Source organism: Nonomuraea africana (assembly GCF_014873535.1).
Lineage (GTDB): Bacteria > Actinomycetota > Actinomycetes > Streptosporangiales > Streptosporangiaceae > Nonomuraea > Nonomuraea africana.
On the sequence record NZ_JADBEF010000001.1, the window covers coordinates 1,840,108 to 1,865,498 of the forward strand.

Genomic DNA, 25,391 nt, shown 5'->3' on the forward strand with positions numbered 1-25,391 from the left:
GTGGCGGCGCTCCCTGGGGCGGTCCGTACGGCGGGGCGGGCGGCTGCGGGGGATAGGGGGCGTGCGCGCCCGGCTGCGGCGCCCCGTAAGGCGGACCCTGGGGCGCGGGCGCCTGCTGCGGGGGCGACGGCCGGTACTGCCGGGTGGCGGGCTCCTGGTACGGCTGGCCGGGGCCACCCTGCTGGGGCGGCCAGGGGGGAAACGGCGGCTGCTGGGGCTGGCCTGAAGCGGGCTGCCCCTGATGCCCGGGAGGCGGGGGTGGATATTGCCCGTTGCCTGTCACGCTGTCCCCCTTGACGCGGTTGTCCGAAACGGGACCCGCACTTCCGACCTTTGCCAAATTTGGGGCAGAAGCATACTGATTTATCACCCGTCACGGATGTAGCAGTACTCGGTTACAGTCCGAAATCATTCGAGGTGATCTCCGCTATGTCGCCGTCCGAGGGGCGGCCGTTGTCCTAGCTTCAATGCCATGAATCTGCAGCAGCTCCGCTACGTGGTCGCGACTGCGGAGCACCGCACCATGACCGACGCGGCCAGGTCGCTCTACATCGCGCAGCCTGCGCTTTCGCGCGCGATCCGAGACCTGGAGCGCGAGTTGGGCATGACGCTCTTCGCCCGCTCGGGGCGCGGGGTGGTCGTCACCGCGCAGGGCCGCAGGGTCGTCAAGCTGGCCAGGGAGGCGCTCGACGCGGTCGGCGAGATCGAGGCGCTGTCCAACCACGGCGGCGCCTCCGAGGCCGAGCTTCGCATCGCCTCCACCGCCAACCTCGAACCAGGCCTGGCGGGACGGTTGCTGCCCGCCTACGCCGCCGAGCACCCGGGTGTCAGGGTGCACATCATCCGCTGCGACGGGCGCGACGCGGTCGTCAACGCGGTCAGGGACCAGCGGGCCGATCTCGGGCTCACCGACCTGCCGGTGCCCACCGACCTGATCACCCATCCCCTCGAACGCCAGGAGATCGTGCTCATCTCCCCTCCCGGGCTCGATCTGCCCGATCCCGTCCCGATGCGCAGGCTCGACGGGCTGCGCCTGGCCCTGCCCGCCAGGGGCAGCGTCCGCAGGAGGGAGCTGGACGCGATGTTCGGCAAGTACGCGGTCAGCCCGATCGTCGTGCTGGAGACCGACGAGCGGAACGGCTGGCTGAACGCGGTGCGGGCGGGGCAGGCCTCGCTGCTGTGGTACCGGGGCATGGCCGAGCAGGCGGCCAGGGCGGGGCTCGTGGTGCGCTCGCTGGAGCCCGCCGTGCGCCGCGTGATCGCCGTCGTCCACGCCCGCCGCCGGCTCCCCCTCATCGCCCAGGACTTCCTGGCGACGGCGGAGAAGGGCTCCTCAGCCGCCTGACCCCCGGCCTCCCGGGGTGCGGAGCACCGCACCCCGGGTTCCGCGGGTGTGCGGAGTGCCTGTGGTTGAGGAGTCCCCCTCTGGTGTGAGGAGTGCCCCTCGCCCCTGGGTTCGCGCCGGGGTGCGGAGCGCCCCTCACTCCCGCAGGTCGGCGGCCGAGTCGGACGGTCGAGCGCGCTGGCGGGACTGACCGGGCGTGCGGCTCTGTAGGCTCCGAAGTGATGAGCATCTTGCGCCTGCGCGGCAGGGAGTTCGGCCAGGGAGAGTACGCGGTCATGGCCGTGGTGAACCGTACTCCCGACTCCTTCTTCGACAAGGGGAGGACCTACGGCTTCGGGGCCGCGCTCGAGGCGGTCGACCAGGCCGTCGAGGGCGGTGCCGACATCGTCGACATCGGCGGCGTCAAGGCGGGCCCCGGCGAGACGGTGGACGCCCACGAGGAGATCAGGCGCGTCGCCGACCTGGTCTCCGCCGTACGGGAGCGCCACCCCGAGCTGATCATCAGCGTCGACACCTGGCGGGCCGAGGTGGGCGAGGTGGTCGCCAAGGCGGGCGCCGACCTGCTCAACGACACCTGGGGCGGCGTCGACCGCGCTCTGGCCGAGGTGGCGGCCAGGCACGGCGTGGGGCTGGTGTGCGCGCACGCCGGCAGGGTCGAGCCGCGCACCAGGCCGCACCGCATCGCGTACGCCGACGTGGTCGCCGACGTCGTCTCCTACACCGTGGACCTGGCCGAGCGGGCGGTGGCGGCGGGGGTGGCGAGGGAGTCGATCCTCATCGACCCCGCACACGACTTCGGCAAGAACACCTTCCACTCGCTGGAGGTCAGCCGCCGCCTGGACGAGATGGTGGCGACGGGCTGGCCGGTGCTGGTGGCGGTGTCGAACAAGGACTTCGTGGGGGAGGCGCTGGGCGGGCTGCCGGTGGAGGAACGGCACGCGGGCACGATCGCCACGCTGGCCGTCTCGGCGCTGCAGGGGGCGCGGGTCTTCCGCGTCCACGACGCTGCCTCGGCCAGGACGGCGCTCGCCGAGGTCACCCGCCTCACGCGAGCCGGCGACTGAGGGTTCGCCACCGATCAGGCGACCGCGGCGGCGCCATGCGCTGGACGAGAGAGCCGCTTCAGGCGGCGGGCGGCAGCCTGACCACCGCGCGCAGTCCAGGGTCGGCGTCCTCGAGGTGGACGGTGCCGCCGTGCGCCCTGACCGTCTCGCGGACGATCGCCAGGCCGAGGCCCGCGCCGCCCTCGTCCCTGCTGCGGCCGTCGTCGAGCCGGGTGAAGCGGTTGAAGACGCGCTCCCTGTCGTGCTCGGGGATGCCGGGCCCGTCGTCGGTGATCGTGAGCTCGCCGTCGGCCCTCAGCGCGACCTCGACCTTGCCGGTCGCGTGCCGTACCGCGTTGTCCATGAGGTTGGTGACCACCCTGCTCAGGTCAAGGGCGTCGCCGCGCACCACGACGGGTTCGCAGGCGGTCATGCGGGCCTCGCCGTACCTCTCCACGACCTGCCTGACCACCTCCTCCAGGTTGACCGGCTCGTTCCTGGCGAGCTTGCCGCCGCGCTCGTCCAGCCTGGCGAGTGCCAGCAGGTCCTCGGCCAGGCGCGACAGGCGCATGGTGTCCTCCAGCACGCCCTCGGCCGTCTCGCGCCAGTCCTGGCCCTCGGGGTGGCCGAGTGCCACCTCCAGCTGCAGCCTGATGCTGGCCAGCGGGCTGCGCAGCTCGTGCGCGGCGTCGGAGACGAGCGCGCGCTGGCGCGACTCGGCCCCCTCCAGGCGGGCCAGCATGTCGTTGAGCGTGACCGCCAGCGAGTGCACCTCGTCGCGCGCCTCGGGCACCGGCAGCCGTCTCGACCTGGCGGTGTGAGTGATCTCGGCGGCTCCCTTGCGCAACGCCGCGATCGGCCGCAGTGTCCTGCCGATGATCAGCCAGCTGGCCCCCGCCAGGAACGCCACCAACAGCGGCGTGCCCACCAGCAGCACCCTGCCCGCGACGATGAGGCTCTTCTCGATCTCGGCCACCGGGCGCGCGGCCAGGACGGTGATCCCCTCGTCGCCGCTGACGACCACCACGCGCAGCGGCCCCGGGATGCCGTACGGCTCGCCGCCGAGGAACCAGGCGCCGTCGTGGCTCAGCGCCCGCCTCCTGTCGCGGGCGTCGAGCAGCGGCACCAGGCGGTCGGCGCCGTACGTGCCGTGCGTGATCCGCCCGTTCGCCGCGATCACCTGCACGATCGTGCCGTCCTGCGTGGTGATCGGGTCGGTCAGCGTGCCGCTGTCGGCCTGCGCCCTGACGGCCTGCGCGTGCCGCCTGGTGGTCTCGTCCACGGTGTCCGTCAAAGACCTGCCCAGCACCGCCATCAGCGCCGACGCCGACACCGCGAACGCCAGCGCCAGCGCGACGGCGGCCAGGGCGGTGAGCCTGAACCGCAGGCTCTTGCGCCGCCACCTGGCGAGAGGGGAGTCAGCCACCGTCGCCGGCCAGCCGGTAACCCGCGCCGCGTACGGTCTGCAGCGCGTTCCTGCCGAACGGGGCGTCGATCTTGCGGCGCAGGTAGCCCACGTAGACCTCGACCACGTTCGGGTCGGTGTCGAAGGTGTCCCAGACGTGCTCCAGGATCTCCGACTTCGACACCACCTCGTCGTGGCGGCGCATCAGGTACTCCAGCAGCGCGAACTCCCTTGGGGTCAGCTCCACCGACTCGTCGCCCCGCTGCACCTTGCGCCTGGCGGGGTCCAGCGACAGGTCGCCCGCCGTCAGCACGGCCGGACGGCGGCCCGCGTCGCGCCGCAGCAGCGCCCGCAGTCTGGCCACCAGCACCACGTAGGAGAACGGCTTGGTGAGGTAGTCGTCGGCGCCCAGGTCGAGCCCGTCGGCCATGTCGTACTCGCCGTCCTTGGCCGACAGCATCAGGATCGGCACCCAGTTCTCCTCCGCGCGCAGCCGCTTGCACACGTTGTAGCCCGACAGCCTGGGCAGCATGATGTCGAGCACGACGACGTCGTAGTCGCCCTGCCTGGCCAGGTGCAGGCCCTCCTCGCCGTCGTGGGCCAGATCCACGGCGAACCCCTCGGCCTGCAGTCCCCGCTGGAGGGCCGCCGCCATCCGCCGCTCGTCCTCGACGACCAGAACTCTCATAGGCCACATAGTGCACCATCTGCGCTGAGAGCCCTCTCAGCTCGTCTCAGGGTCGCCACAGGACACGTCACGCACTGTTGGGAGGTAAGCAATACCGTGAAGGAGTGAGATGTCCAGAGGCAAGTTCGTGAGGTGGGGAGTCCCGATCGCGGCCGTGGCCGTGATCGGCGCCGCGATAGGCGCGGGCCCGGTGATCGCGGCGGTGAGCGGCGATCCGGTCCTGCCGGAGCGCTCGGCCCGGCAACTGCTGGCCGACGCGGCGGCGGCGGTGCGGAACGACGGCCTGCCCCCGATGTCGGGGACCGTCCTGAAGACCACCTCCCTCGGCCTTCCCGCGCTCCCGCAGGGCGCGTCGGCCGCTTCCCCGATCGCCCTGCTGTCCGGGTCCCACGAGGCCAAGGTCTGGTACGGCGCGCGCGACCAGTTCAGGCTGGCCGTCCCCGGCCAGATGAACGAGACCAACATCATCGTGAACGGCGACCAGACCTGGATGTGGGACAGCCAGTCCAACACCGCCACCCGCGTCAAGGTGGCGCCGGGCACGGAGCGGCCGCACACCCCGGCGCCGAGCACGCCGGCGATGACCCCGCAGCAGGCCGCGGAGCAGCTGCTGGCCAAGGTCGGCGAGCACAGCGTGGTCAGCGTCACCAGCAACACCCAGGTCGCCGGCCGCTCGGCCTACGAGCTGGTGCTTGCGCCCAAGGACGCCGGCTCGCTGGTGCGAGACGTGCGGCTGGCTCTCGACGGCGAGACCTACGTCCCGCTGCGCGTCCAGGTGCACGCCAAGGGGGCGGCCGAGCCCGCCTTCGAGGTCGGCTTCACCGAGGTCACCTTCTCGGCCCCCGCGCCGGAGAACTTCACCTTCACCCCGCCGGCCGGAGCCAAGGTCGAGGAGAAGACCCTCGGCTTCACCAAGGACAAGGAGAAGGAACACCTCTCCGAGGGCGAGATCAAGACCGTCGGCGAGGGCTGGACCACGGTCGCGGTCATGCCCACGCCGAAGGCCCCCGCCACCCAGGAGCAGGGACAGGAGGGCTTCTCCCTCGACACCCTCCTGCAGTCCGCCACCCCGGTGAGCGGCGCGTGGGGCAGCGGCAAGCTGATCAAGACCAAGCTGGTCAGCGCGCTGTTCACCGACGACGGCCGCCTGCTGGTCGGCGCGGTCACCCCCGAGGAGCTCACGAAGGCGGCAGGCGCCAAGTGAGCGTGACGCTGGAAGCAGGGGCGCCCTCAGGGGCGTCCCCGCCCGCCGGGGGCGACGCGATCGTCACCGACGGGCTCACCAAGCGCTTCAAGGGCGGCCAGGTCGCGGTCGACTCCCTTGACCTGGCCGTGCCGCGCGGCTCGGTCTACGGCTTCCTCGGCCCGAACGGGTCGGGCAAGACCACCACCATCCGCATGCTGCTCGGCCTGGTCACGCCCACCTCCGGCAGCTACACGGTGGTGCCGCTGCCCAGGGTCGGCGCCCTGGTCGAGGGACCCGCCTTCTACCCCTACCTGTCGGGCGAGGCCAACCTGCTGCGCTACGACGCCGCCGACCCCACCGCGCCCCGCCGTACGGCCCGCGCCAGGGTCGCGGCCGCGCTCGACAGGGTCGGACTGTCGGCCGCCGCCGCCAAGCGGTACCGGCACTACTCCCTCGGCATGCGGCAGCGCCTGGCCATCGCCGCCGCCCTGCTCGGCCCGCGCGAGCTGCTCATCCTCGACGAGCCGACCAACGGGCTCGACCCGCAGGGCACCAGGGAGGTGCGCTCGCTGGTGAAGGAGATCGCCGCCGACGGCACCACGGTGTTCGTCTCCTCGCACCTGCTGGCCGAGGTCGAGCACATGTGCACGCACGCGGCCATCATGCGCGCGGGCCGGCTCGTCGCGCAGGGCACCATCGCCTCGCTGAGCGGCGGGCGGGCCCCGCGCATCCGTGTCGAGACACCTGACGCGGCGGACGCGGCTCGGGTCCTGCGCGGGCTCGGCCTGTCGGCCGTCGTGCTGGACGGGGTGGAGGTGAGCGCCGAGCTCGGCGGTCACGCCCCCGAACGGCTCAACGCCTCGCTGGTGGAGGCGGGCGTGGCGGTCAGGGGCCTGTCGGTCGTACGGCCGAGCCTGGAAGAGGTGTTCGTCGGGCTGACCGGGGAGGGTTTCGATGTCGAAGGCTGAGCCCGAGGTCCGCGACCTGGAGGCCCACGAGGGCTCCTCGGCTCGCGACGGCTCCTTCGCTCGCGGCGGGTTCGAGGCTCGGAGCGGGTCCGAGGCCGGGGGTGCTGGGGTGCGGCGGACTCCTGGGCTGGTGCCGGTGGCCGAGTCGAGGCTCACCGCCGAGCACGGGCCGCGCGCCGATCTGCCCGCCCTGCCCGCCACACCCCAGGACGGCGGGACCGGCCCGGCGCGCGCCTTCCTCAGGATGCTCGGCTCCGAGCTGGGCCTGACCTTCCGCAGGCCGCGCAACGTGGCCATGCTCACCGTCCTCGCCGCCGTGCCCGTCGTCCTCGGCATCGTGCTGCGCCTGGTCGGCGGAGACATGTCGGACGGCCCGGGCGGCATCATCCAGCAGGTCACCGGCAACGGCTTCTTCCTGGCCTTCATCTCGCTGTCGGCGCTCGTCCCACTGCTGATGCCGGTCGCCATCGCCGTCGTGGCCGCCGACGCGGTGGCCGGTGAGGCCAGCGGCGGCACGCTGCGCTACCTGCTGGCCGCCCCTGCGGGACGCACGAGGCTGCTGGCGGTGAAGTACGTCAACGCGGTGCTGTTCTGCCTGGCCGTCGCCTCGGCCGTGTCGCTGGCGGCGCTGGTCACCGGCCTGATCCTGTTCCCCTCGGGGCCCGTGACGCTGCTGTCGGGCGTGGTGATCCCGCTCGGCGACGCGCTGCTGCGGATGCTGATCGTCGTCGGCTACGTCACGGCCGGGATGGCCGCGCTGGCCGCCGTCGCGCTGGCGCTGTCGACGCTGACCGAGGCGCCGATCGGCGCGATCGCCGCCACCGTCGTGATGGTCATCGTCACCCAGGTGCTCAGGGTGATCCCGGAGCTCGACGGGTTGCAGCCCTACCTGCTGCCGAACTGGTGGAGCGACTTCGACGCGGTACTGCGCGACCCGATCGCCTTCGACGACCTGCGTTCGGGGTTGCTGGCCTTCGGGGCGTACATCCTGCTGTTCGGTTCCTTCGCTTGGGCCCGCTTCACCAGCAAGGACATCACCTCCTAAGACCGCACCCCCGCTCCAGGAGAGCCTCGCCCCTCCGACTGGGGTCGAGGCTTTCCTGGAGCCGCGCGGCGGTCGTTCCGCGGGGCCCTGTGCGGGTCACCGGCCCCCGCAGGCCTCAGGCCGGTCACAGGCCCCGCGGAGCGTCAGGCGGAGCGGCGGCGCAGGCCCATGAAGCCGATCACCACGCCGATGAGGCCGACGACCAGCCCGGCCCCGCCCAGGAGTCTGGCCGTGCCGTCCGAGGAGCCGGCCGCGGCGGCCACCGGGGTCACCGACGGCACGGCGCCCGTGGCGGACGGCGCGGCGGAAGCCGAGGCCGAGGCGGAGCCCGACCCGTGGTGGCCGTCAGCCGAGGCGGGTGTGAGCTTCAGCAGCGGCGCGGGCTTCTCCGCCTCGCTGCCGTCCGACTTGGGCTCGTCGTCCCACTGGACGACCTCCCCGCCCGAGTACGTCTGCGACGTGGGGAAGAGCAGCTGCGTGGTGTCGGTCGGCAGCTGACCCATCGACACCTCGAACTCCTGGAACTGCCCGGGCTTGATCTCCCCGCCCGACCAGACGACCTTGGTGACCGCCTCGGTCAGCTCGCCGTACTCGGTCTTCACCGGCTTGGGCAGCTTGCCCTCGGTGACCTTGACCTCCCAGCCGGGCACTGGCTTCACCGAGACGAAGGCCAGCGGATGGTCGACGGGGAAGGAGACCTCGATCTTGGTGGTCGAGGCGTCGTCGCGCTCGTTCGGCACGCGGAAGGCGACCTTGGTGAACCCGCCCTGCTCGGCGGTGCCCGGGTTGATGGTGACGTGCGCGAAGGCGGGGACCGCCAGGCCGAGGGAGAGCGCGGTGGCGGCGGCGAGCACGCCGGCCGTACGACGGAACTTGGACATGCGGAAACTCCACTTGAAAGAAGAAAGGAAAGAAGAGAAGACGTCAGGCGACGGGAAGTGGAGGACCGCGTCTGCTGACGATGTGGCGAAGGACGGCGCCGCAGCCGGTGACGCGGCGGACCGCGCGGACCGGCGCCTGCCGTACGGAGATCGTGGGGGGCGGGGGGAGCAGCCCGATCAGCCGGTGGCCGAGGCGGCGCAGCAGCGACCACAGCGCGGCCTCGCCGCGCGCCAGCCACCAACCGGTGATCAGCGTCGCCGTCAGATGGGCGAGCAGCATGCCCAGACTCTCCCCGAGCCCGGAGCCGTGGCCGTGGGTCAGCGTGAGGACCGCGCCGCCGCCGCTTCCAAGGCCGAACAGCTCGTGCAGCCCGGCCTGCAGGCCGAGCAGGGTGAGGTTGATGGTGGCGGCCGAGCGCTCCCTGCCCGACAGCGCCAGCGCGAGCGCCATGACCGCGCCGCCGCCCAGCCCGAGCGCCCACAGCGGGGGCCCGTCACCGCCCGCCACCACGTGACCGAGGGCGGCCAGCAGCACGCAGACGGCCGAGAAGACGGCCGCTCGCGTGAGCCGGAGTGGAAGGTTGGCGCGCATGAGTGCCCATATGTTCTCACGGCCCCATACGGCTGTGTTCAAGGCCTGGAAGAAGTGTCGGCTTTGTGGCTAGGGTCGGGGCTGAGGTGAGGAACTTGCGGCATTTCGCTGGATTGCTTCTCGGCGTGATCGTGACCGGCGCCCTGCTGGTCGGGGGAGGCTGGGCAGCCCAGCAGGCGCTGGCCGTCGGGCCGGGGACGGCGGCGCCCGTCACAGGGACGCGCCTGTGGATCGCCCTCGCCGCCATGGCGGTGGTCGGCCTGGTGGTCGGGCTCGTCGTGGTGGGCAGGGTCTCGCCGCTGACCACGTTCGTGCCGTCGATGGTCCTGCTGGCCTGGACCGTCGTCTACGCGCTCGATGTGAACAGGGCGCTGTCGTTCATCCCCGACGAGCCCTCGATGCACCAGGTCGTGCTGGAGGCGGGCGCGGGCAACAGGACACTGCTCACCACGGGCGTCCACGCCCTGCTCGGCGTGGTGATGTTCCTGCCGGTCCTGATGCCCTCGCGCTGGTCGCGCAGGCACGACGACCTGGACGACGACTACGAGGAGGCCCAGGAGGGCGGCTACTACTGACCCGCGCGGGTGTAGAGCCTGGTCACCACCTCCTCGATCGTCTGCTCCGGAGCGGTGGCCATCAGCTCCTCCAGCGTGCCGTCGAACGCCAGCCGGCCGTGGTCGATGAGCATCACCCTCCGGCACAGCCGCTCGATGTCGCCCAGATCGTGCGTGGTGAGCAGGACGGTGGTGCCGCGCTCGGCGTTCACCCTCTGCAGGAACGCGCGGATGCTGTTCTTGCTGACCACGTCGAGCCCGATCGTCGGCTCGTCGAGCACCAGCACGTCGGGCGCGTGCAGCAGCGCCGCCGTCAGGTCGCCGCGCATCCGCTGGCCGAGGCTGAGCTGGCGCACCGGCGTGCGCAGGAACTCCGCCAGGTCGAGCGTCTCCACCAGCTCGTCGAGCCGCTCGCGGAAAAGCTTGCGATCTACTTTGTAAAGGAGTCGGACCAGTTCGAAGCTGTCCCTCAGCGGCAGGTCCCACCACAGCGTCGTCCGCTGCCCGAACACCACGCCGATCTTCCTCGCCAGCGTCGTTCGCTTCCTCGAAGGATCGAGCCCGGCCACGCGCACCGTCCCCGAGCTGGGGGTGAGGATGCCGCAGAGCATCTTGATCGTGGTCGACTTGCCCGCGCCGTTCGGGCCGAGGTAGCCGACGAACTCTCCGGGCTCCACCCGGAAGGACAGATCCCGTACGGCGTGCACCACCGTGCGCTTGACCTTGAACGAGCGTCCGGCCCGGTCCAGTTCGATCATCGTCAACTCCCCGTCGATCGGTAGCGGCGAATGCCCTGCCGCCAGGCGAGGGCGGCGAGCAGGGCGAGAAGCAGGGCGGCCGGCGGCCCGAGGAAACGCAGGAACTCCGGCGTGCCGAACGGGTCGTCCCGGCCCAGGACGTACAGGCCGGGCTGCCAGTTGATGAAGGCGAGCGGCAGCACGTACGTCGCGCCGCGCACCAGGTCGCGGCCGTAGACGCTGAAGGGGTACTGGCTGAGCTGGCCGCTGCCGTAGGTGAAGGCGCTGCCGATCTCGGGTGCGTCGGTGAGCGCGAACTGCAGCGCCCCCGCCAGCGTCCAGAGCGAGGCGAAGATGAGCATCGCGGTGGCGATCATGACGGGCACCATCCAGATCCGCTGCCAGGGGATCTGGAGCTCGGCCAGCGCCACGCACAGGACGGCCACGGCCTGCAGTACGCGGCCGATCCTGGTAGGGGTGAAGCGGTCGACGGCGGTCTGGACCCAGGCGGAGGCGGGCCTGATGAGGATGGCGTCGAAGGTTCCTGCCTTGATGTGCTGGCTGATCCTGTCGATGTTGCCGACGCACATGTCGACCACGGAGAAGGCCACGTTGGCCGCGCCGTACAGGAAGAGCACCTCGGCTCGGGTGAATCCGGCGAGGGAGGTGGTGTTGGCGAAGATGACGAGGATGACCGCGACGTCCACGGCCGCCATCGCGAAGCCGAAGACGATCATGAGGGTGAACGAGGCGGGATAGGCCGCCGCCGCGCGGGTCCAGGTCCAGGCGAGGAGGGCGTAGGTCCTAACCACCCTGGATCACCACCTTGTGCCTGATCGCCTGGGTGGCGAGCGTGCCCAGGGCGAGCAGGACGGCCGCCCACAGCGCCTGGAACGGCACCGCGTCGAGAAGGCCCGCCTTGCCGAGGAAGACGTCGGCGGGCGCCTGCGCCATCGCGGCCCAGGGGAGCGCGGAGGCGAGGTCGCCGAGCCAGCCGGGGAAGATGGACAGCGGCACCATGAGGCCGCTGAAGAACGTCGTCAGCACCAGCGACACGGTGGTGACGCCGCGGTCGTCGGTGAGCCAGCACACCGACAGCGCCACGAGGTAGCGCCAGGCGAAGCTGACCACGACGCCGAGCAGGACGCTGACCATGAAGACGGTCCACTGCCCGGCGTCCGCGGGGAAGACGATGCCGAACAGCAGTGCGCCGAGGAGTGTCGGCGGGATGCCGCGCACCAGGAACAGGTAGGCCGCCCTGCCGAGGTCCTCGGCGAGGGACCAGGCCTGCAGGGAGGCGGGACGGACGAGGTCGAGGGCGATGTCGCCGCTGCGGATGCGTTCGGGGATGGTCAGGCCGCCGCCGAAGAGTTGCATGGGGCCGATGAAGGCCTGGGTGATGAAGCAGAAGGTGACGGCGTCGATCACGTCGTAGCCGGCCAGGCCCGGGCGGGCCTGCCAGAGCGCGATCAGGACGTAGGCGCGCAGGATGCCGAAGACGCTGTTGGTGAACGCTCCGGCCACCGCGGCCCACACGTAGGTGGCGTGCTTGCGGAAGCCGTACCGGACGAGCCGGGCATAGAGGGAAATGGTGCGTCACCTCCGGAGAGTGATGGCATGGCTACAGCCCGTGCCCATGGAGGGGCACGGGTGTGTTCGGAGCGGTAATTATCCGCTCAGGGCTCGGCGGTCAGCAAGGCGATAAAGCGGCGCACCGCCGCCGCCCGAAGTGAAGTGCGGCGATCTCGGGGCAGAAGACCAATCCGGACAGGCGACATGGGTCTTCCTGCATCACCGACATATACCGGAAATATAGGAGTTACTTACTTGCCGGTAGAACGATCCTCTAGAGGGAATTCTTCAGTTGTGCGGTCCGAGATCGACCTGGATGTCTCTCCCGACTATCCGTTCAGCTGGCAGTGCCGGGCGCTCAACGGCCTGCTCCGCGGCACGCTGAAGCCCGCCTCCAGCCTGCTCCTGCGGCACCCGCTGGCCATCAGCGCCTGCGCCCGCCTGGGCGAGCTGATCAGGCTCGTCCCCATGCGCCAGCCCGGCCACGTGACCATCGTCCCGCATCGCTCCGGCGAGTGGGTCCGTGCGGGCCACGGGCTCGACGAGCGCAAGGTGCTCCTCTACTTCCACGGCGGCGGCTACTTCAGCGGCTCGCCCGCCACCCACCGGCCGATCACCTGGCGGCTGTCGGTGGTCGCCCGCCGGCCCGTCTTCGCCCTCGACTACCGGCAGGGCCCGATCCACTCGCTGGCCGAGTCGCTCAATGACGCGCTCGACGCCTACGGCGAGTTGATCGAGCGCGGCCACGTGCCGGGCGACATCCTGTTCGCGGGCGACTCGGCGGGCGGCCACCTCACGCTGGCGACCCTCCTCGCGCTGCGCGACCGCGGCCTGCCGCTGCCGGCGGCGGCCATCTGCCTGTCGCCGTGGGCCGACCTGAGCGACAACCCTCGAAGGGCCAACCGCTGGATGGACCCGATGCTGCCGGCCAGCCGGGTGGAGTGGCTGGCCAAGCGGTGGACGTCGGGCTTCGACCCGCGCGATCCGCTCGTCTCGCCCGTCTACGGCGACTACACGGGACTGCCGCCGCTGATGATCGTGACGGGCTCCACGGAGGTGCTGCGCGACGAGGACCGCAGGGTCGCGCTGCGGGCCCGCGAGGCGGGTGTGCCCGTGACCTACGAGGAGTGGCCGAGGATGCCGCACGTCTTCGCGATCCTGGCCGACGTGCTGCCCGAGGCCCGCCTGGTCTACCGGCACATGGCCCGCTTCCTGGCCGCGGTCGAGGCGAAGGGTGAGGAATCTTCGCTCGCGGCATGACGTTCCAGTTATAGGTTAGGCACGCCTAACTACGCTGGAGGGGTTTCGATGACGGAACATCGTGGTGTCGTGCTGCGGACGGAGCGGCTCACGCCGCACATGATCAGGGTGGTGTTCGGCGGCGACGGGCTGGCCGGTTTCGCCACCGAAGGGCTGACCGACCACTACGTGAAGCTGGTCTTCCCGTACGAGGGGGTGGCCTACCCGACGCCCTTCACCATGGCGGGTTGCAGGGAGAGCATGCCGCGCGAGCACTGGCCGAGGCTGCGCACCTACACCGTGCGCGCGTGGGACCCGGAGGCGGTCGAGCTGACGATCGACTTCGTGGTGCACGGCGACGAGGGCCTCGCGGGGCCGTGGGCCGAGGCGGCGCGTCCGGGTGACGAGCTGTACCTGATCGGCCCTGGCGGTGGCTACGCCCCGAGCCCCGAGGCCGACTGGCACCTGCTCGTCGGTGACGAGAGCGCGCTGCCCGCGATCGCCGCCTCGCTGGAGGCGCTGCCGAGGGGCGCGACCGCGCACGTCTTCATCGAGGTCGAGGGGCCCGAGGAGGAGCAGAAGCTGGACGCTCCCGTCGTCTACGTGCACAGGGAGGGGGCGGCCAGGGGCCACCGGCTCGTCGAGGCGGTGCGCGGCCTGCACTTCCCGTCCGGCAGGGTGCACGCCTTCGTCCATGGCGAGGCCGCGTGCGTCAAGGAGCTGCGCCGCTTCCTGCGGGTGGAGAAGGAGATCCCGCTCGACCGGCTGTCGATCTCGGGCTACTGGCGGCTGGGCGTCGACGACGAGGGCTGGCGTTCGGTCAAGAAGGACTGGAACCGGCAGGTCGAGGCGGAGGAGTCGGCCGCGCTCACCCACTGACTCTCACCGGTCACATAAGACCCCCCAAGCCCTCATAGCACAGCCTTTACTGGCCTCGGAGGAAGATTCGCCTTACCTTCGATACCCCTTGTGACACTCCCGGAGAAAAGCCGCGCCCTGCCCGGACACAGTGTGCTGTGACTGTGCCCCTATGCAGGAGAGGCGAGGTCCCGGATGGCACGTGGATCGAGCGGTATGCCGCCAGGCGTGCGGCCGCTGACGGTGGGCGACCCGGTGATCATCGGCAGGTACCTGCTGCTCGGCAGGCTCGGGACCGGCGGCATGGGCGTGGTCTATCTGGCCGAGCATCCCCGTGGCGGGCTGGTGGCGCTGAAGACGCCGCACGCCGTCCATCTCAATGACCCCACGCTGCGCGCGAGGTTCGCCGAGGAGGTGACGTTCTCTCGCCGCGTGGTGCCGTTCTGCACCGCGGCGGTGATCGAGGACGGCACCGACCGCGACCGTCCCTACCTGGTCTGCGAGTACATCCAGGGGCCCGCGCTGTCCCAGGTCGTGGTGGCCCGCGGCCCTCTCACCCCCGATCTCGCCTACGGCGTCGCCCTGGGGGTGGCCGCCGCGCTGGTCGCGGTGCACGACGCGGGGCTGGTCCACCGCGATCTCAAGCCGGGCAACGTGCTGCTGTCCCCTGACGGGCCGCGCGTCATCGACTTCGGCATCGCCCGCGACGTCGACGCCGTCGCCGCGCACACCCAGGCCGGACAGGTCATGGGCAGTCCCGGCTGGGTGGCGCCCGAACGGCTGACCGGCGGGCCCGCCGTACCGGGCTCCGACGTGTTCGCCTGGGGCTGCCTGGTCGCCTTCGCCGCCACCGGCCACCACCCGTTCGGCGCCGGTGAGCCCGACGTGCTGACCCGGCGCATCATGCTGGAGCCGCCGCGCGTCGACGGGGTGCCCGCGCTGCTGCGTCCGGCCGTGGAGGCGGCGCTGGCGAAGGATCCCGCCGAGCGGCCCAAGGCGGCCGACCTGCTGCGCGCGCTGCTGGCCGCCGGGGGCGTCGGCGACCCCTGGGACCTGCGCGCGGCGGTCGGCAGGGTGCTGGGCGAGATCTGGTCGCCGGTGCCGTACCCGCCCGGAGCGGGCAGGGTGCGCCTGGCGCAGGCGCCGCCCGAGCCGGAGGCGACCGAGCCGCGCCGCCGCCGGGCGAAGGCGGGCGCCCACGTGTCGCACGCCAGCTTCGCGGCCCTGGCGACCGTCTCGATCGCGGCGCTGACGGTGGCCGCGGCCGGCGGGGGCGGCGGGGTACGGCTGGACGGCGCCACCCAGACGCCCGAGAACGCCCCGTACGTCATGCCGAACGGCACGGCCAGGTCCACGATCAATCCGGGCCGGCCTGCCGAGCAGACGACGGTCCATCCGCCGCCCGCGGGTCCTTCGGTCACCCCGACCGTCGTCGTCACCCACACCAGGACGGTCAGCCCCTCCAGGCTGCGGCCGCCCAGGACCGAGACGCAGGGGGTCGCCTGGCCCGAGCACCTGAGCAGGCCGCCGGACCTGCCGGGCAACGGCGACCCGGGCGACTGCGTCAACCCGGCGGGAAAGAAGCGCGGTAAGCGCGACTGCCCGCGGCCCTCCTCCGGCATCACCACCATCCCGCAGGAGGGGCCCGGTGAGGAGCCGGTGCCGTCGCCCTCGGTCAGCGTCACGCCGACCGACCAGGGCTCCCCGGCTCCGACGGACACCCCTTCGGGCTCAGGAAAGTGAAGAAAGCACCACGAAGCATCTGATGTGACCGGAGTGATTACCGTGTCCATAGATGCCGGTGGGTTTCTGGCTTTTCCTGGCTGGTCAGCCTCTTTCTGTGAAACGTGCAGATCGCCGCCGCACGGTACGGCTGGCCATGGTGTTCTCGCTCGCCCTCGCCTGCGCGCTGCGTACGGGACCCGCGACCGCGGCCGCGGCGCCCACCGCGACCTGCGGCTTCCGCGGTGAGCACCTGACGCTCGAGAAGGGCGCGGCCGTCGCCCTCGACCTGAGCCTCACCAACACCGGCGCGGTCGACGCCACCTTCACCGCGGTGATGCTCCCCAACGACCTGTACGGCGAGCGGCACCCCGTCGCCACCCGCACGCTCGGGGCAGACCTGGGCGCGGGCGTCAACGCGCAGCTGACCACCACGTCGGCCGCCTTCGGCACCGACGAGGTCACCATCGAGATCACCTCGTCGGTCACGGGCGACACGGTGCTCGCCCGCTGCACGGCCACGCTCACGATCAGCCCCGACACCGACGCCGACGGCCTGCTCGACGCCTGGGAGTCGAGCGGGATCGACGTCGACGGCGACGCCGTCGCCGACCTCACGCTGCGGGGGGCCAACCCCAGGCGCAGGGACATCTACCTCGAGATCGACCACATGGCCGACCACCGGCTGCGTCCCGAGGCCCGCCAGGACGTCGTCGACGCCTTCGCCCGCGCGCCGCTGGCCAACCCGGACGGCAGCAGCGGCATCACCCTGCACGTCGAGGAGGACGAGGAGCTCGCCCACCAGGACAACCTGACCACCTGGAGCGGGTTCGACGCCATCAAGGCCGCCTCGTTCGGCACCGCCGCCCAGCGCGCGGACCCCGAGGCGCTGGCCGCCAAGAAGCTGGTCTACCACTACGTCGTCTTCGCCCACCAGCACGACAACGGCACCTCGTCGGGGCGGGCCGAGATCCACGGCGACGACATCCTGGTGACGCTGGGCGCCGACACCTGGGGGCTGAACGACGCGGGCACCCACCACGTGGGCACCAGGCGGCAGCAGGCGGGCACGCTCATGCACGAACTCGGCCACAACCTCGGCCTCCAGCACGGCGGTGACAGCGACGTCAACTGCAAGCCGAACTACATCAGCGTCATGAGCTACGCCTTCCAGACCGGCTACATCCCGCAGGCCGGCGGCGGACGCAAGCTCGACTACTCCACCCAGACCCTCAACCAGCTCGACGAGTCGCGGCTGCTGGAAAGGGACGGCGTCGGGGACGCCGGGCCGAACTTCACCTACTGGAGCTCGGACGGCGGCGTGGGCGGCTGGAGCAGTGACCAGGCCGACGCGGGGCTCGACTGGGACGAGGACGGCCGCGAGGACACCCTGCCCGTGGCCGTCGACGTCAACGACCTCGGCATCTCCGGCTGCGGGCCCAGCCCGGGCCAGACGCTGACGGGCCACGACGACTGGCAGCACCTCGACCTCAACTTCCGCGATGACGCCGACTTCGGCCAGGGCTCGCACTCGCCGACCCCCTCCGAGCTGACGGGGGAGAGCGCCAGGAGGATAGACGACCTGACGGCGGCCGCGCTGGCGCCCAAGGCGGCAGCCGCGACCCTCACGGTGACCGACTCCGGCGGTCAACGGTGACCGGGGTGGCCTTCGGGCTGCCTGCCGTACCGGAGGGAAAGGAGGCCGGCCGCGCCGAGCAGCAGCGCCCCCGACCCGATGATGGACGCGGCGACGCCGGTCACCTCGGCGACCAGGCTGCCGGCGACGACCCCCGCGATGGTGAAGTTGACCATCACGGCGTTGAGCAGGGCGACGCCGCGCCCGCGCAGGTCCTCGGGCAGGTCGCGCAGCAGCGTGTTGGCGACCGGCACCTGGAACAGCCCGGAGCCCAGCCCGGTCAGCAGGCACCACAGCCCGATCACCGCGAGATGGCCGCTCCACTGGGCGGGGGCGAGCGCCAGCAGGGACAGCCCGAACACCACGATCGAGGCGGCCAGCAGGCGGTCGGGATAGCGCCGCAGCAGCGCGGGGCCGAGCAGTGCGCCGAGGATGGAGCCGCCGCCGAACAGCGCCTGGGCCAGGCCGTAGGAGAGGGCGGGCAGCTGGAAGACGGTCAGCAGCTGCGCGTTGAAGTTCGTGGTGAACAGGCCGAGCACCAGCATCGCGGGCACCAGGAAGAGCGCCAGGTGCCGCAGCGAGGGCACCCCGAGCACGCCGCGCACCCCTGCCCGCAGCGCGCCCCAGTACGGCTCGCGCGGGCCCGAGGGCAGCTCGCGCAGCACGGCCATGCTGCCCAGCAGCGCGGCGGAGAGCAGAAAGGTGGCCGCGTCGATCATCAGCACCACCGGCACGCTGCCGACGGCGACCAGCAGGCCGCCGAGCGCGGGGCCGAGCAGGTTGATGGTGTGGCTGGTGCTCTGGAACAGCGCGACGGCCGAGGGGATGCTGTGCCGTCCGACGATCTTGGGGATGGCGGCGATGCGGGCGGTCTCGAAGAAGGCCTTGCCGACGCCCTCGAGGAAGATCAGAACGAGCAGCAGCCACGCCGAGCCGAGCGCGGGGATCATCGCCAGCACGATCAGCACCCTGGCCAGGTCGGAGCCGATCAGCAGCACCCGTTTGGGCAGCCGGTCGGCCACCGGTCCCACGAACGCGCCGAGCACCCCGGAAGGCAGCAGCTGGGCGACGATCACCAGTGCGATCAGGACGACGGGTCGGTCAGCGTCGCGGCGACGTAGATGAGGGTGACCCTGGTGATCGCGTCGCCCAGGAACGACACGACGACGGCCAGCCAGTATCTGAGGTAGACGCGATCCCTGAGAAGTTCGAGCACTCGTGGGAGCTTAGGCGGGGGAAGGGCGGCAACCGCCGGGGATCACCCAGAGCGGAAAAACGCCCCGGTTCCGCGGGCGCGCGGAACCGGGGCGATCGCCGGGGAACCCTCCCATGCCCTAGGAGGAATCGGCGAGTCTCAGCGATCTCAGTGGGCGAACTGCTCCTCCTCCGTGGACCCCTTGAGCGCGGTGGTCGAGGAGTCGGGCGCGATCGCGGTGCTGACCAGGTCGAAGTAGCCGGTGCCGACCTCGCGCTGGTGCCGGGTGGCGGTGTACCCGCGCGACTCGGCGGCGAACTCGGCCTCCTGCAGCTCGACGTAGGCGGTCATCCCGTCCGAGGCGTAGCCCTGGGCGAGGTTGAACATCGAGTAGTTCAGCGAGTGGAACCCGGCCAGCGTGATGAACTGGAACTTGTACCCCATGTGCCCGAGCTCGCGCTGGAACTTGGCGATCGTGGAGTCGTCCAGATGCTGCTTCCAGTTGAAGGAAGGCGAGCAGTTGTAGGCGAGCATCTGGTCGGGGTACTTCGCCTTGATGGCCTCGGCGAACTCACGCGCCACGTCCAGGTCGGGCGTGGAGGTCTCCATCCACAGCAGGTCGGAGTACGGGGCGTAGGACAGGCCGCGGTCGATGCAGGCCTCGACGCCGTTGCGGACCCGGTAGAAGCCCTCGGCGGTCCGGTCGCCGGTGGTGAAGCGCTGGTCGCGAGGGTCGACGTCACTGGTCAGGAGCGTCGCGGCCTGGGCGTCGGTCCGCGCGATGATCAGTGAGGGGACGCCCGCCACGTCGGCCGCCAGGCGGGCCGCGTTGAGGGTCTTGATGTGCTGGCCGGTCGGGATCAGCACCTTGCCGCCGAGGTGGCCGCACTTCTTCTCCGAGGCGAGCTGGTCCTCCCAGTGCACGCCCGCGGCACCGGCCGCGATCATGCCCTTCATCAGCTCGAAGGCGTTCAGCACGCCGCCGAAGCCGGCCTCGGCGTCGGCGACGATCGGGGCGAGCCAGTGGGTGTCGTCCGAGCCCTCGGACCAGGAGATCTGGTCGGCGCGCAGCAGCGCGTTGTTGATGCGGCGCACGACGGCCGGCACCGAGTTGGCCGGGTACAGCGACTGGTCGGGGTAGGTCTGCCCGCCGAGGTTGGCGTCGGCGGCCACCTGCCAGCCGGACAGGTAGATCGCCTTCAGTCCCGCCTTCACCTGCTGCACGGCCTGGTTGCCGGTCAGCGCGCCGAGGGCGTGGACGTAGTCCTCGGTGTGCAGCAGGTTCCACAGGCGCTCGGCGCCGAGGCGGGCAAGGGTGTGCTCCTCCTGGACGCTTCCGCGCAGCCGGATGACGTCTTCGGCGGTGTAGGTGCGCTCGGTGCCCTGCCAGCGCGGGTCGCGCTCCCACTCGCGCTGCAGCTGCTCAGCGGCTCCCTTGAGGCGATCGTTCATTTTTCACTCCTTTGTCGTCCCCTGGGTGCTTGCTCCGAGTCTGTGCCCGGAATCGAGGGGTCAACAGGCTTGATCTTGCAGAAGAATCGCGAAAATTCTGCTGAGGACGATACTCACCAGTATTCAAGGCAGAAGAAATTGCGAGTTTTCACTATGGACTAGACCAATCGAGCGGCGCTCTGGAAGAAGGATGGATTTTTCGTTTAGGATCCCGACATGGCCCCCTTGCTCGGCGAAGAACCGCTCTCTTTGACGCAGGAGCTCGATCTCATCGCCTTCGGTCAACGGCTGCGCCACCTGCGCAAGCAGCGCGGCCTGACCCTGTCCGACCTGGGGACCCGCGTCAGCAGGGCGCCCAGCCAGCTCTCCCTGCTGGAGAACGGCAAGCGCGAGCCCAAGCTGTCGCTGCTGAAGTCACTCGCCACCGCGCTCAACGTGCCGGTCGAGGAACTGCTGCGCCGCCAGCCCCCCAACCGGCGGGCCCAGCTGGAGATCGCGCTCGAGGAGGCCCAGCGCGACCCCATCTACAGCAGCCTCGGCCTGCCGCGGCTGAAGGTCTCCGCCCGCGTGCCCAACGACGTCCTCGAACACATCCTCGGCCTGTACGGCGAGCTGCGCGCCAGGCAGGCCCGCGGCACCGCCACACCGGAGGAGGCGAGGGCGGCCAACGCCGAGCTCCGCCGCAGGCAGCGCGAGCAGGGCAACTACTTCCCCGACATCGAGAAGGCCGCCGCCGAGGCACTGGCCGCCGTCGGCTACCGGACGGGCGCGCTGTCCCAGAGCACGGTCCAGGCCCTCGTGACCCACTTCGGCTACACCGTCCACACCGTGCAGGACCTGCCGCGCTCGGTCCGCTCCATCACCGACCTGCGCAACCGCCGCATCTACGTCAAGCACGAGCAACTCGGCATGCACTCCCCTCGCACGATCCTGCTCCAGACCCTCGGCCACCTCGCGCTCGGCCACGACAAGCCCCGCGACTTCGCCGACTTCCTGCGGCAACGCACCGAGGCGAACTACTTCGCCGCCGCCGTCCTGGTGCCCGAGCGCACCGCCACGCAGTTCCTCCAGGAGGCCAAGCAGGATCGCGCCCTGTCGGTGGAGGACCTGCGCGACGTCTACGCCGTCTCCTACGAGATGGCCGCCCACCGCTTCACCAACCTGGCCACCCACCACCTCGACCTGGTCTGCCACTTCGTCCGCAACGACGCCGGCGGCACCATCTACAAGGCCTACGAGAACGACGGCATCGTCTTCCCCGCCGACGAGCAGGGCGCCATCGAGGGGCAGCGGATGTGCCTGCAGTGGTCGGGGCGGCAGGTCTTCCTCTCACCCGACCGCTTCTCGGTCTTCTACCAGTACTCCGACTCGCCGACCGGCACGTACTTCTGCGTCGCGCACGTCGATCCCTCGCGCGAGCGGGACTTCGCGATCACGCTGGGCGTGCCGTACAGGGAGTCGCGGTGGTTCAGGGGCAGGGAGACGACGAACAGGACCCGTTCCAACTGCCCCACCGGCGACTGCTGCCGCCGCCCGCCGACCGAGCTGGCCCAGCGCTGGGAGGGGTACGCGTGGCCGTCGGCGCGGGCCAACTCCCACGTGCTCGCCGCGCTGCCGCCCGGCTCGTTCCCCGGCGTGGACGAGGCCGACGTCTACACCTTCCTCGAACGGCACGCCGCCCAGGCGTAGCGTTCGTTCCCGGCCGGGCCCGACCCCTCCGGCGGCCGAGTGTGCGGGCGACTCTAAGCTGATGAATGGTGAAATCGACAGGGGAGGGGTCCGTGCTGCCTGAGGTGGAGGCGTGGCTGCGCGGCCGTACGTCCTCGGTCGGTGACTGGCCCCTCCGTGCCCTGCTGGAACGCAAGGGCGGCACCACGGTCAGCGTCGTCCTGCCCGCCCGCGACGAGCGCGAGACCGTCGGCGTGATCATTCGCGAGATCAGGCGCGAGCTGGACGGCCTGGTCGACGAGATCGTCGTGATCGACTCCCGTTCCTCCGACGACACCGCCGCCGTGGCGGCGCGCGCGGGGGCGGTGGTCCACGCCCAGGACGAGATCCTGCCGGGGCTCAAGCCGTTCGACGGCAAGGGCGAGGCGCTGTGGAAGTCGCTGGCCGTCACCTCGGGCGAGCTGGTCGTCTTCGTCGACGCCGACATCCGCGACTTCCGCGCCTCCATGGTGAGCGGCCTGCTCGGCCCGCTCCTCGACGATCCCTCCATCGTGTACGTGAAGGGCTGCTACGACCGCCCGCTCCTCGGCGCGCCCACCGGCGGCGGCCGGGTGACCGAGCTCGTGGCCAGGCCGCTGATCAACCTGCACTGGCCCGAGCTGGCCGGGTTCGTCCAGCCGCTGGCGGGGGAGTACGCGGGCCGTCGCTCCGCCCTGGAGCGCGTCCCTTTCGTGACCGGTTACGGGGTCGAGATCGGCCTGCTGATCGACCTGCTCGACATGGCCGGGCTCGACGCGCTGGCCCAGGTCGACCTCGGCTCCCGCGAGCACTCGCCCCAGTCGACGGAGGCGCTCGGCGCGATGGCGGGGCAGATCATGCTCGCCGCGTGGTCCCGTCTCGAACGGCAGGGCAAGATGATCCCCCTGCACGAGCCGTCCGCCACGCTCTCGCAGTTCCGCCGGGGCGAGAGCGGCCATCTGGTGACGACGACGGACGTCTCGATCGCCGAGCGGCCGCCGATGATGACCATGGCGGGTAATCTCCGGTAGATGAGCAGATGGATCGACCTCACCGGCGGCACCGCGGGCAAGGAGTACGCCGGCAGGTTCGAGGCGCTGGCCGCCACCGGCCAGGACGTCCACGGCGAGGCCCGCTTCTGCGCCGCGCTCGTCCCGCCGGGATCGAGCGTCCTGGACGCGGGCTGCGGCACCGGCCGGGTCGCGATCTGGCTGGCCGAGCAGGGCTACGACGTGGCGGGCGTCGACCTCGACGCCTCCATGCTCGACGTCGCCCGTGCCAAGGCCCCTGACCTGACCTGGATCGAGTCGGACCTGGCCGCCCTCGACCTCGGCGCCTCCTTCGACCTCGTGGTCGCGGCGGGCAACGTGATCCCGCTCCTGGCCGAGGGCGCCGAGCCGGGCACCGTCGAGCGCCTGGCGCACGCGCTGAAGCCGGGCGGCCTGCTGGTCGCCGGGTTCGGGCTGGACGCCCAGCACCTGCCGGTGCCGCCGAGCGTCACCCTCGCCGACTACGACGCCTGGTGCGAGGCCGCGGGCCTGTGGCTGGAGCACCGCTTCGCCACCTGGGACGGCCGGCCGTACGAGGGCGGCGGCTACGCGGTCAGCGTGCACCGGCGTCCCGCTGACAACACCTAGCTCCGGCGGTCAGCGGGGCCTGCGTCGAGCGCAGCGGCGACGAAGGCGGCCACCTGGTCGCGCCCCGCCTCGGCGTTGTCGAAGTCGTCGCCCAGCATGATGCGCCCGAGCTGCGGCATCATCGACGGCCACAGGGCGAGCCCGGTGAGGGTGTAGAGGAGCCTGGCCACCTCGGGCGAGACCTCCCTGCCGAGCCCCTGCGCCAGTGCCTCGGTCTTCTTCCCGCACCGCTCCGCGCGCGCCTCGAAGCCGGGTAGTTGCTCGGGGCCGCGGAAGTTCAGCGCCTCCCACATCAGCAGCCGCACCAGCTGCGGGTGCTCGCGGTAGTAGTCGGTCAGTTTGGCGACGTACTCGACGGGGTCGCTCGGCATGGCGATCTGCTCGGTCAGGTCGTTGATCGCGTCGGTGACCACGGCGTCGAAGAGCATCTCCTTCGTGCCGAAGTGACCGTAGATGCGCTCCTTGTTGACGCCCGCCCGTTCGGCGATGCGGTCCACCCGTGCACCGGCCAGGCCGTACGCGGCGAACTCCGCCCCCGCGGCCTTCAACAGGGCGGCCCGGGTGGCGGCGGTCGAGTCCTTCGTTGCCATGGTCGGCATTGTATCTCGACCAACTGGTTGGTTGACGTCCAACTAGTTGGTTGGCTACTGTCCGATTTCATGAGTACTGCGACGTTGAGCCGTGCCGTCCCCGTGACACCCGCTTTCGCCCCCACCTTGACCGTGTTCGTGCTGACCGCGCTGCTCGTCAGCGGCCAGCTGTACGTCGTGATCCCGCTGTTGCCCGACATGGCGAACGGCTGGGGCGCCGATCCGGGCGCGCTCACCTGGCTGGTCACCGCCTTCGCCATCGGCTACGCGGTCGGGTTCCTGCTGTTCGGCCCGCTGTCCGACCGGATCGGCCGGCGCAGGCTCCTCATGGTCGGCATGCCCCTGGCCGCGGTGGCGACCGCGCTGGTGGCGATCAGTGCGGATCCGGCCATGGCCATCGCACTGCGCCTGGTCCAGGGGGTGGCGGTGGCCACCTTCCCGCCCGCCGGCATGGCCTACCTGGGCGAGAGCGTCGAGCCCCGCCGCAGGGTCGTCGCGATCAGCGCGATCACCGGCGCGTTCCTGGCCTCCGCCGTCCTGCTGCAGGTCGGCGGGCAGCTCCTGGTCGGCTCCGTCGGCTGGCGCGGCCTGTTCGTGCTGTCCGCGATCGGGCTCGCGCTGGCCTGGCTCGGACTGCGGGCCGTCATGGCGCCCGACCGGCCGCGCGAGCGCGACGGCTCGCTCATGGCGACCTACCGGGTGGTGCCGTCGTTGCTGGTGAAGCCCGCTCTCGCGCTGCGCTACCTGGCCGTGCTCGTCCTGCTCGGCGGCTTCGTGGCCGTCTACACGGGTCTGCAGCTGTCCGGCGTCGTGACCTCGCCCGGCGAGCTGCTCGGGCTGCGGGCCAGCGGGCTGCCGTCGATCCTGCTGATCCCGCTGCTCACGCCCTGGCTGGCGCGCCTCTCGGCGCCGGTCCGGGCGATCGCCTTCCTGCTCCTCGCCGCCGTCACCCTGGCCGTCACCGGCGCCACAGGCGCCGGCGCCGTCGGCCTCGCGCTGCTGCTCGCCGGCTACGTCGCCGCGATCACCGCGGGACTGCCCGCGCTGAACGAGTCCATCGCCTCGCTCGCCGAGGGTTCGCCCGGCACCGCGCTGGCGCTGTTCTCCTTCTTCCTGGCCGTCGGCAGCAGTCTCGGCCCGCTTGCCGCCGCCGCGTTCGCCGACTTCGATCTGCTGATGTACGGCCTGGCGGCCGTCATGGTCGTGGCCGCCCTGGCGGTGCTGGCGTCGGCCTGGCTGACGGCGAGGGCGGCGGCAGCAGGCCGCCGAGCGTGAGATCGGCCCGGGAGTGTGGTTCTCGGATCGGGGCGGGGTAGCGGGTGGGGGATGCCGGAGGGTAAAGTCAGCGGTGTTACCACCG

At 71.3% G+C, this 25,391-nt stretch carries 24 protein-coding genes and 1 pseudogene; 14 read left to right on the plus strand and 11 right to left on the minus strand.

What is annotated here, in order from left to right:
- Positions 1-472 precede the first annotated feature (472 nt).
- Together H4W81_RS08455 and folP are read left to right on the plus strand one after the other, a co-directional pair.
- Positions 473-1,345, plus strand: coding sequence for a LysR family transcriptional regulator (locus H4W81_RS08455; RefSeq protein ID WP_192774277.1), 873 nt, complete (start codon positions 473-475; stop codon positions 1,343-1,345).
- A 221-nt stretch (positions 1,346-1,566) separates the two neighbouring features.
- A complete protein-coding gene (gene folP / locus H4W81_RS08460) occupies positions 1,567-2,409 on the plus strand; it encodes a dihydropteroate synthase (protein ID WP_192774278.1) in 843 nt (280 codons plus the stop codon).
- 58 nt (positions 2,410-2,467) lie between these two features.
- Here folP and H4W81_RS08465 read toward each other — a convergent pair whose 3' ends face one another.
- Positions 2,468-3,814 (minus strand): sensor histidine kinase, encoded by a 1,347-nt coding sequence (locus tag H4W81_RS08465; protein WP_318781611.1) that lies wholly within the window; start codon positions 3,812-3,814, stop codon positions 2,468-2,470.
- The gene (locus H4W81_RS08470) at positions 3,807-4,481 is read right to left on the minus strand and encodes a response regulator transcription factor (RefSeq protein ID WP_192774279.1); all 675 of its coding nucleotides are present in this window, start codon (positions 4,479-4,481) and stop codon (positions 3,807-3,809) included. Before H4W81_RS08470 ends, H4W81_RS08465 begins: the two co-directional genes overlap by 8 nt.
- A 109-nt stretch (positions 4,482-4,590) precedes the next feature.
- Here H4W81_RS08470 and H4W81_RS08475 point away from each other — a divergent pair, with 109 nt between their 5' ends.
- Genes H4W81_RS08475 through H4W81_RS08485 form a run of 3 tightly spaced genes read left to right on the plus strand, consistent with a single transcriptional unit; the run spans position 4,591 to position 7,680 of the window.
- A complete protein-coding gene (locus H4W81_RS08475) occupies positions 4,591-5,685 on the plus strand; it encodes a LolA family protein (protein ID WP_192774280.1) in 1,095 nt (364 codons plus the stop codon).
- Entirely contained in the window at positions 5,682-6,635 is a 954-nt protein-coding gene (locus H4W81_RS08480) for an ABC transporter ATP-binding protein (RefSeq protein ID WP_192774281.1), read from the plus strand. Before H4W81_RS08475 ends, H4W81_RS08480 begins: the two co-directional genes overlap by 4 nt.
- The gene (locus H4W81_RS08485; RefSeq protein ID WP_192774282.1) at positions 6,622-7,680 is read left to right on the plus strand and encodes an ABC transporter permease; all 1,059 of its coding nucleotides are present in this window, start codon (positions 6,622-6,624) and stop codon (positions 7,678-7,680) included. The genes H4W81_RS08480 and H4W81_RS08485 overlap by 14 nt, the downstream gene beginning before the upstream one ends.
- 143 nt (positions 7,681-7,823) lie before the next feature.
- Here H4W81_RS08485 and H4W81_RS08490 read toward each other — a convergent pair whose 3' ends face one another.
- Positions 7,824-8,561 (minus strand): YcnI family copper-binding membrane protein, encoded by a 738-nt coding sequence (locus H4W81_RS08490; protein WP_192774283.1) that lies wholly within the window; start codon positions 8,559-8,561, stop codon positions 7,824-7,826.
- A gap of 43 nt (positions 8,562-8,604) precedes the next feature.
- A complete protein-coding gene (locus H4W81_RS08495; RefSeq protein ID WP_192774284.1) occupies positions 8,605-9,153 on the minus strand; it encodes an MFS transporter in 549 nt (182 codons plus the stop codon).
- An 86-nt stretch (positions 9,154-9,239) separates the two neighbouring features.
- Here H4W81_RS08495 and H4W81_RS08500 point away from each other — a divergent pair, with 86 nt between their 5' ends.
- Positions 9,240-9,728, plus strand: coding sequence for a hypothetical protein (locus H4W81_RS08500; protein ID WP_318781613.1), 489 nt, complete (start codon positions 9,240-9,242; stop codon positions 9,726-9,728).
- Between the two features lie 47 nt (positions 9,729-9,775).
- Here H4W81_RS08500 and H4W81_RS08505 read toward each other — a convergent pair.
- From H4W81_RS08505 to H4W81_RS08515, 3 genes and pseudogenes are all read right to left on the minus strand, one after another.
- Positions 9,776-10,465: pseudogene (locus H4W81_RS08505) on the minus strand (ABC transporter ATP-binding protein); the annotation flags it as partial.
- A gap of 2 nt (positions 10,466-10,467) precedes the next feature.
- The gene (locus tag H4W81_RS08510) at positions 10,468-11,256 is read right to left on the minus strand and encodes an ABC transporter permease (RefSeq protein WP_192774286.1); all 789 of its coding nucleotides are present in this window, start codon (positions 11,254-11,256) and stop codon (positions 10,468-10,470) included.
- Positions 11,249-11,980, minus strand: a complete 732-nt coding sequence (locus tag H4W81_RS08515; protein ID WP_318781614.1) for an ABC transporter permease — start codon at positions 11,978-11,980, stop codon at positions 11,249-11,251. The genes H4W81_RS08510 and H4W81_RS08515 overlap by 8 nt, the downstream gene beginning before the upstream one ends.
- A 330-nt stretch (positions 11,981-12,310) precedes the next feature.
- Here H4W81_RS08515 and H4W81_RS08520 point away from each other — a divergent pair, with 330 nt between their 5' ends.
- From H4W81_RS08520 to H4W81_RS08535, 4 genes are all read left to right on the plus strand, one after another.
- Positions 12,311-13,276: an alpha/beta hydrolase gene (locus H4W81_RS08520; protein ID WP_192774287.1), complete on the plus strand. Its 966-nt coding sequence runs from the start codon at positions 12,311-12,313 to the stop codon at positions 13,274-13,276.
- Positions 13,277-13,324: 48 nt separating this feature from the next.
- The gene (locus tag H4W81_RS08525) at positions 13,325-14,134 is read left to right on the plus strand and encodes a siderophore-interacting protein (protein ID WP_192774288.1); all 810 of its coding nucleotides are present in this window, start codon (positions 13,325-13,327) and stop codon (positions 14,132-14,134) included.
- A 207-nt stretch (positions 14,135-14,341) separates the two neighbouring features.
- Complete coding sequence (locus H4W81_RS08530; RefSeq protein ID WP_192774289.1) at positions 14,342-15,856, plus strand: serine/threonine-protein kinase; 1,515 nt, start codon at positions 14,342-14,344, stop codon at positions 15,854-15,856.
- Between the two features lie 97 nt (positions 15,857-15,953).
- Positions 15,954-17,492 (plus strand): zinc metalloprotease, encoded by a 1,539-nt coding sequence (locus tag H4W81_RS08535; RefSeq protein ID WP_192774290.1) that lies wholly within the window; start codon positions 15,954-15,956, stop codon positions 17,490-17,492.
- Here H4W81_RS08535 and H4W81_RS08540 read toward each other — a convergent pair.
- The 3 genes from H4W81_RS08540 to aceA form a co-directional block, all read right to left on the minus strand.
- A complete protein-coding gene (locus tag H4W81_RS08540) occupies positions 17,483-18,547 on the minus strand; it encodes an MFS transporter (RefSeq protein WP_192774291.1) in 1,065 nt (354 codons plus the stop codon). The two genes, H4W81_RS08535 and H4W81_RS08540, sit on opposite strands and share 10 nt — an antisense overlap.
- A gap of 8 nt (positions 18,548-18,555) precedes the next feature.
- Positions 18,556-18,687: a hypothetical protein gene (locus H4W81_RS48405; RefSeq protein WP_264083139.1), complete on the minus strand. Its 132-nt coding sequence runs from the start codon at positions 18,685-18,687 to the stop codon at positions 18,556-18,558.
- 147 nt (positions 18,688-18,834) lie between these two features.
- A complete protein-coding gene (gene aceA / locus H4W81_RS08545; protein ID WP_192774292.1) occupies positions 18,835-20,118 on the minus strand; it encodes an isocitrate lyase in 1,284 nt (427 codons plus the stop codon).
- Positions 20,119-20,334: 216 nt separating this feature from the next.
- Here aceA and H4W81_RS08550 point away from each other — a divergent pair, with 216 nt between their 5' ends.
- The 3 genes from H4W81_RS08550 (at position 20,335) to H4W81_RS08560 (ending at position 23,441) form a co-directional block, all read left to right on the plus strand.
- Positions 20,335-21,807: a helix-turn-helix domain-containing protein gene (locus tag H4W81_RS08550; protein ID WP_397126918.1), complete on the plus strand. Its 1,473-nt coding sequence runs from the start codon at positions 20,335-20,337 to the stop codon at positions 21,805-21,807.
- A gap of 92 nt (positions 21,808-21,899) precedes the next feature.
- Positions 21,900-22,835: a glucosyl-3-phosphoglycerate synthase gene (locus tag H4W81_RS08555; protein WP_318781615.1), complete on the plus strand. Its 936-nt coding sequence runs from the start codon at positions 21,900-21,902 to the stop codon at positions 22,833-22,835.
- Positions 22,836-23,441 (plus strand): class I SAM-dependent methyltransferase, encoded by a 606-nt coding sequence (locus tag H4W81_RS08560; protein WP_192774294.1) that lies wholly within the window; start codon positions 22,836-22,838, stop codon positions 23,439-23,441.
- Here the strand turns inward: H4W81_RS08560 and H4W81_RS08565 are convergent.
- The gene (locus H4W81_RS08565) at positions 23,438-24,031 is read right to left on the minus strand and encodes a TetR/AcrR family transcriptional regulator (protein WP_192774295.1); all 594 of its coding nucleotides are present in this window, start codon (positions 24,029-24,031) and stop codon (positions 23,438-23,440) included. The genes H4W81_RS08560 and H4W81_RS08565 overlap by 4 nt on opposite strands.
- A gap of 69 nt (positions 24,032-24,100) precedes the next feature.
- Between H4W81_RS08565 and H4W81_RS08570 the strand changes: the two genes are divergently transcribed.
- Positions 24,101-25,306, plus strand: a complete 1,206-nt coding sequence (locus H4W81_RS08570; RefSeq protein ID WP_192774296.1) for an MFS transporter — start codon at positions 24,101-24,103, stop codon at positions 25,304-25,306.
- Positions 25,307-25,391 lie beyond the last annotated feature (85 nt).

Bases quoted from the DNA above. Each gene is read 5' to 3' on its own strand.
- H4W81_RS08525 (WP_192774288.1), top strand. From the start codon at position 13,325: ATGACGGAACATCGTGGTGTCGTGCTGCGGACGGAGCGGCTCACGCCG.
- H4W81_RS08470 (WP_192774279.1), bottom strand. From the start codon at position 4,481: ATGAGAGTTCTGGTCGTCGAGGACGAGCGGCGGATGGCGGCGGCCCTC.
- aceA (WP_192774292.1), bottom strand. From the start codon at position 20,118: ATGAACGATCGCCTCAAGGGAGCCGCTGAGCAGCTGCAGCGCGAGTGG.
- H4W81_RS08475 (WP_192774280.1), top strand. From the start codon at position 4,591: ATGTCCAGAGGCAAGTTCGTGAGGTGGGGAGTCCCGATCGCGGCCGTG.
- H4W81_RS08485 (WP_192774282.1), top strand. From the start codon at position 6,622: ATGTCGAAGGCTGAGCCCGAGGTCCGCGACCTGGAGGCCCACGAGGGC.
- H4W81_RS08570 (WP_192774296.1), top strand. From the start codon at position 24,101: ATGAGTACTGCGACGTTGAGCCGTGCCGTCCCCGTGACACCCGCTTTC.
- H4W81_RS08560 (WP_192774294.1), top strand. From the start codon at position 22,836: ATGAGCAGATGGATCGACCTCACCGGCGGCACCGCGGGCAAGGAGTAC.
- folP (WP_192774278.1), top strand. From the start codon at position 1,567: ATGAGCATCTTGCGCCTGCGCGGCAGGGAGTTCGGCCAGGGAGAGTAC.
- H4W81_RS08565 (WP_192774295.1), bottom strand. From the start codon at position 24,031: ATGGCAACGAAGGACTCGACCGCCGCCACCCGGGCCGCCCTGTTGAAG.
- H4W81_RS08455 (WP_192774277.1), top strand. From the start codon at position 473: ATGAATCTGCAGCAGCTCCGCTACGTGGTCGCGACTGCGGAGCACCGC.
- H4W81_RS08490 (WP_192774283.1), bottom strand. From the start codon at position 8,561: ATGTCCAAGTTCCGTCGTACGGCCGGCGTGCTCGCCGCCGCCACCGCG.
- H4W81_RS08550 (WP_397126918.1), top strand. From the start codon at position 20,335: ATGGCCCCCTTGCTCGGCGAAGAACCGCTCTCTTTGACGCAGGAGCTC.
- H4W81_RS08495 (WP_192774284.1), bottom strand. From the start codon at position 9,153: ATGCGCGCCAACCTTCCACTCCGGCTCACGCGAGCGGCCGTCTTCTCG.